The sequence below is a fragment of the Ancylomarina sp. genome (genome assembly GCF_041555295.1).
GTDB lineage: Bacteria > Bacteroidota > Bacteroidia > Bacteroidales > Marinifilaceae > Ancylomarina.
This window is the reverse complement of the sequence record NZ_JBFFKR010000261.1, coordinates 1-4878: the sequence shown is the minus strand read 5'-3', so window position 1 is coordinate 4878 and position 4878 is coordinate 1. Positions and strand designations below refer to the sequence as shown.

At 33.0% G+C, this 4878-nt stretch carries 5 protein-coding genes and 1 pseudogene; 1 reads left to right on the top strand and 5 read right to left on the bottom strand.

The annotated features are described in order from the left end of the window. From ABY905_RS14125 to ABY905_RS14110, 4 genes are all read right to left on the bottom strand, one after another. Window positions 1–873: hypothetical protein (locus tag ABY905_RS14125; RefSeq protein ID WP_372644981.1), on the bottom strand; the 873-nt coding region annotated here is incomplete at its 3' end. Window positions 874–900: 27 nt separating this feature from the next. Then, window positions 901–1449, bottom strand: coding sequence for a hypothetical protein (locus ABY905_RS14120; protein WP_372644979.1), 549 nt, complete (start codon window positions 1447–1449; stop codon window positions 901–903). Beyond that, window positions 1446–2018 carry an RNA polymerase sigma factor gene (locus ABY905_RS14115; RefSeq protein ID WP_372644977.1) on the bottom strand — a complete coding sequence of 191 codons (573 nt, stop codon included), beginning with the start codon at window positions 2016–2018 and terminating at the stop codon, window positions 1446–1448. Before ABY905_RS14115 ends, ABY905_RS14120 begins: the two co-directional genes overlap by 4 nt. Window positions 2019–2215: 197 nt before the next feature. Further along, entirely contained in the window at window positions 2216–3436 is a 1221-nt protein-coding gene (locus ABY905_RS14110) for a carboxypeptidase-like regulatory domain-containing protein (protein ID WP_372644975.1), read from the bottom strand. Between the two features lie 253 nt (window positions 3437–3689). On the opposite strand from ABY905_RS14110, the gene ABY905_RS14105 reads away from it, so the two are divergent. Further along, window positions 3690–4358 carry a hypothetical protein gene (locus ABY905_RS14105; RefSeq protein ID WP_372644973.1) on the top strand — a complete coding sequence of 223 codons (669 nt, stop codon included), beginning with the start codon at window positions 3690–3692 and terminating at the stop codon, window positions 4356–4358. Window positions 4359–4411: 53 nt separating this feature from the next. Here ABY905_RS14105 and ABY905_RS14100 read toward each other — a convergent pair. Beyond that, window positions 4412–4878, bottom strand: a pseudogene (locus ABY905_RS14100) (threonine synthase); the annotation flags it as partial.

Genomic DNA, 4878 nt, shown 5'->3' with positions numbered 1-4878 from the left:
TGCAATTGATATGCTACAAGGTACGTATTGATTATCTATGCTAATATTTTCAAAATCTGAAGATACATTGTCAATTTTACAGTTTCCATATCTTAGGGTCAGATTAAGGTTGCGACTTACATTTCCAATCTTGATATCAGAGTATTGACCTCTGCTAACTAGCACTGATTCTGTATTCATTATATTTATGGCATCATATTTAGAATCTGCAATCAGAGAAACGTTGTTATCTAAGTGAAGCTTAGAAAATCGACTAACAACAACAAGGGTTTCGCTAGTTCCAATATTCATTTTTGAATACTTCAACGTCAACTTAGTACGATTACATTCATTAATGGTCGCCTTTGCATATGAAAGGTTGATGCTACTTAATGGTTTCTCGTTTGGATAGAGAAATTTCTCTGCAAGTAAGTTGCCATAACTCAGATTGATATTTGTTTTTGCTCTTACTGTGTTGATGTATATATCTCCAAACTTATTATTTAAAGAAATTTGCATGTACTCAGGCATAAACACTTCATAGTCGATACTGAATTTATTTCCAGTTTTGAAGGATTTTTCCATCTCAGTAAATGCCATAATAGTTTCACCAATCTGGTCTATATTAATTTCAATACCCTTGAATAATGTTTCTGCTTTAGCTTCGCTTGAAGCATAGGCCGTAATGGTTGCTTTGATAACAACGGAATCAACTTCCCAGTTTTTGATTTCAATATCGCCATATTTATTTTCTATGGTCAATAGGGCCCCTTCTTTTACAGCATATTTCCCATCGAAAGACTTGATGTAATCATCCGAAGCAAATACCTGACTACTTATTCCTACCGAAAGAAATAGCAATAGTGCAGTGAGTTTAAATCTAGTTGTTTTCATGCTAATATATTTTTATAGTTATATTTTCTAAATACTAATGATATCTCCATGAGGAGTGTCCTGTTGGCTTATCAGATATAGTTGTTGTACAATTCTATTTAAGATATTGTTCTTGACCTGAAAGTGTTCGATCATGGCCTGAATTATACGTTCATCTTTAGGGTTCGCTTGTAGCTCATCTTCAAGCTGCTTGTAGAGCTTGTCCATATCTGCGAGCTCTTCTTTTATGGTGTTTTCTTCTTGAATATCAGTAGATTTGGTCAATTGACTGATGATATCGAGTTGCTTGTCAATACTTGCTTTAAAATAGTTCTCAACCTCTTGATATTCAGGTGAGAGTTGACCTAAGCTAAAATGTGTCGACTTTATATCGCGAAGCTGATAAGTTGTCAAACCTGCAATTGCCACTATAGCAATCATAGCTGCAATTTTCATTAGATCTTTCCATTGCCATTTGGCTTTTGGTTGATGATGTAATTGCATTTTTTGTTTAAACTGATCGAAGTGATCGTCTCGAGGTTCTTCACAATCGAAGCTCGCTCGGTTTTGTTTGATTATATTTTCAATATTCCTCATTTGATTCTTCTTTTTAATGCCTTATTCGTGCTATTCTGTAATATCTGAATCAATTTCTTTTTTGCTCTGTTGTACTGTGATCGTGAGGTTGATGCTGATATATTTAATATTTTGCCTATCTCTTCGTGATCGTATCCTTCTATTAAATAAAGACTCAAAACAATGCGGTAACCAGATGGTAATTGCTCAATGGCTTTTGTTATCTCCTCTACATTGTTTTCAATTTCACTATTTTCGTCTTCCTCTACGCTAATTTGATTTATTTTCTCATCAAGAGGCAGACTGTTAATTTTATTTTTCTTCAGAAAATCTAAGGCTTTGTTTACTACTATTCTTTTTAACCAGGCTCCAAAACTAACTTCACCTTTATATGAATCTATTTTATCGAATGCTGACAAAAATGCTTCCTGCATAACATCTTCAGCCTCTTGAGTATTGTTTAATATACGCAGACATGAATTATACATAGCTTTATAGTATAATTTGTAAATCTCAAATTGGGCCTTGGTATTACCTTGGCGACAAGCATTGATTAAATCCTGATGTATGTTTTGGTAATTGGAGCTCATTAATTATTTTCTAATCTAATGACGAGTTGATAATTGAAGTGTTGCACATTTATTTAAAATCTTCAATAATATTTCTTGAATAGATAAATATCGGTAAATAAAATTAGATGTTTGATGCTTACATAAAAAATCCTGATCAATTTTATAAATCGATCAGGATTATGTGTTTATCTCTTAAGTTGAAATCAATTTAAATGCTATTCTGCGCCATCAAAAATGATATTATAATTGTCCCAGAAGTTTTCATTGTATTCCATGTTTTCATAGTAGGCACGATTTTCAATTACTTCAGGATTGGTTGTTATGATTTTTGTGATCAACATTTCTGCATTGGTATCTATTTCTTTTGTTTTACCACTGGTTTTGTTTTCGAGTTCATGATGACGTTTATAGTCAACGTAACTTAAATAGTAATAGCCAAAATGTTCTTTGTAGGTCGAACTAAAATCGTATTCAATCTTAATGGGTTTCCACTCTTGTCTCTCAGGATTTACATAGAAGCTACGCCCCTGTGGAGAATAATTACTTGCAACGACATGTGTTTCATTCTTGATGACAGAAAAATCTTTTAGCTTGATATATATTTTTCCAGAGTAAGAGGTTGCGTAGTAATCACTAGTATTACTTAATATTGGTCTTTTACTCTTGTAGGCAATGACCCAAATTGAATCATTTTCATATTCTGTTATTCGATCTAAACTTAAATCATAAAAGTTAAGGTGATTTTTATTTAGAATATTACCACGACTTCTTACAATATCCATTTCCAATAGTTCATCTAAATAAGTTGATCCATCAGCTAAAGAATTGTTCTCAAAGTTTTTTCTTACTTGTAGAAATCGGTACGAACGCTCTTTATAAACTTGATAAGCATTCTCGCGAACGTAGCCCTTATCGTCGTAAATACGAATTGCAGCTTCACGTTTACGCTCTAATTTTTTATTCTCAGATCTTTCTGCACGATAATAAATGTCGTAGTTGAAAGGGGTCTGTAAATAATTGTCAGGTATATGATCAATGGCATTTTTTAGCATCTTGATTAAAACCAATGACTGAGCAGTCACTTCAACTTCGGCTATTTTATAATTCACAGGTTTTAATTGAATACGAAGTGTATCAAGCTCGCTGCAATCTTTTAAGCTCGAATTGTAAGTGGTGAAACCTACGGCAGATACCTGAAAGCTTTTATCTGCATATTTCCCTGGCACTTTTAGTTCAAAGTAGCCATCGAAATTTGTGGCTGCTCCAATATAAGTATCCATTACACCAATGTTGGCAAAAGGAATGCCTTGTTGGTTATCTGCATTGGTAAGTTGGCCAATAATTCGTATTGTTTTAGTTTGTTCCTCTTCTTGTGCTTGAATGGTTCCAAACACATGTGTTAGGATGAGTAGTGCGAAAATGAATTTTTTAATCATATAGTTTATATCGAAGTATGAGTCTGTAATATTAACTTCTGAATAATTACAGGATAACTACCCACAAGTATTTTGCCAAAAGTATTCGAGAAGCTAAATTAGTTATTTTATAAATTATGCAAGAGAAAATTATAGAAAGAAACCACTGAGCTTATCTTTATTAAGTTTATTTAACTTGTTATTGTACACATATAAATTGTAAATTGCACAATTCAAATATTAGGAATTCTGCGATCTGAAAATATCTCACATTATGAATAAGAAAATACTGATTTTATCAATTATGCCACTGATACTTGTATCGTGTGTGGTTTCGAAACGTAAATACGAAGAACTTGATTACGCTAAACGTAAAAGTGATGCTCAGGTTCGCAAGCTAGGAAATGAGAATACAAGTTTGGACTCGAAACTGAAGCAAACATTGGCTGAATATAACGAGATGAAAAACAGTATGGCGGAAAGCAATGCTCAAAAGAATGTTGAGATTGATGAGTTGAGTACAGAATTATTTTCTATAGCATCTGATACCACTAGTTTGAAGCTGAAGTTACATGAAACTCTAGGTAACTATAAGTTTGCTCAGGAACGAAATGCTGAGAATGAGGCGATAATCAATAAATTGAATGAGCAGGTAAAGAATTTGAGGGCTGAATCATCTCGTTTGACACAAGATTTGAGTGCTAGTATAAAAGATAAAGAGTGGGAAAGTAAAAAGGTAGCTGGTGAAAAACTGAAGCTTGAGGAGAAAATTGCTCAAAGAGATAACCAAATTGCCAAGGTGAAAAAAGAAATGGAAGTGGTTAATGAGAAAATTACCTGGTTGCGTAAGGTTAAGAAACAAAACGATGCAGAAATTGAGCGTCTGACCAATCAAATGAATCTCTATAAAAAGGAATACGAAAAAGCAATTTCAAAGAAATAGACTTTTCGACTTAGAATAAAAAAAGCTCCCTAATTGGGAGCTTTTTTGTGTTTCTAACTTTTTAAGAAAGTCTTAAAATCTCGATATTTATTAGCCATTTTAATGCTTTTCTTTTCTTTTGTCAAGCAAGATTTCAGGTAATCAGGAATTTCAACTTTCATTTCAATAACTCCTTCAACAATGTCAATAAATTTTGCAGGATGTGCTGTTTCTATAAATACACCTAGTTCATTTTCTGCATCGAGTTCTTTCTTTAATCCAAGGTAAGCAACTGCACCGTGAGGGTCTAGAATGTAGTTATATTCTTTATAGACCTTCTTCATAATCTCTTTGGTTTGCTCATCGTTAAACGAAGCACCTTTTAAATCTTCACAAATTTGAGGATGATTTTCTTGGTATAAAGTCATCATTCTATCAAAATTACTAGGAGCTCCTACGTCCATTGCGTTAGAGATAGTACGAATCGAAGCTTTACTCACATATTTTCCAGTGTCCAGATAATCAGGAACAACTTTGTTTA

Excerpts from the sequence above, each read along its gene's own strand:
- ABY905_RS14120 (WP_372644979.1), bottom strand. The coding sequence starts at position 1,449 with ATGAGGAATATTGAAAATATAATCAAACAAAACCGAGCGAGCTTCGAT.
- ABY905_RS14115 (WP_372644977.1), bottom strand. The coding sequence starts at position 2,018 with ATGAGCTCCAATTACCAAAACATACATCAGGATTTAATCAATGCTTGT.
- ABY905_RS14110 (WP_372644975.1), bottom strand. The coding sequence starts at position 3,436 with ATGATTAAAAAATTCATTTTCGCACTACTCATCCTAACACATGTGTTT.
- ABY905_RS14105 (WP_372644973.1), top strand. The coding sequence starts at position 3,690 with ATGAATAAGAAAATACTGATTTTATCAATTATGCCACTGATACTTGTA.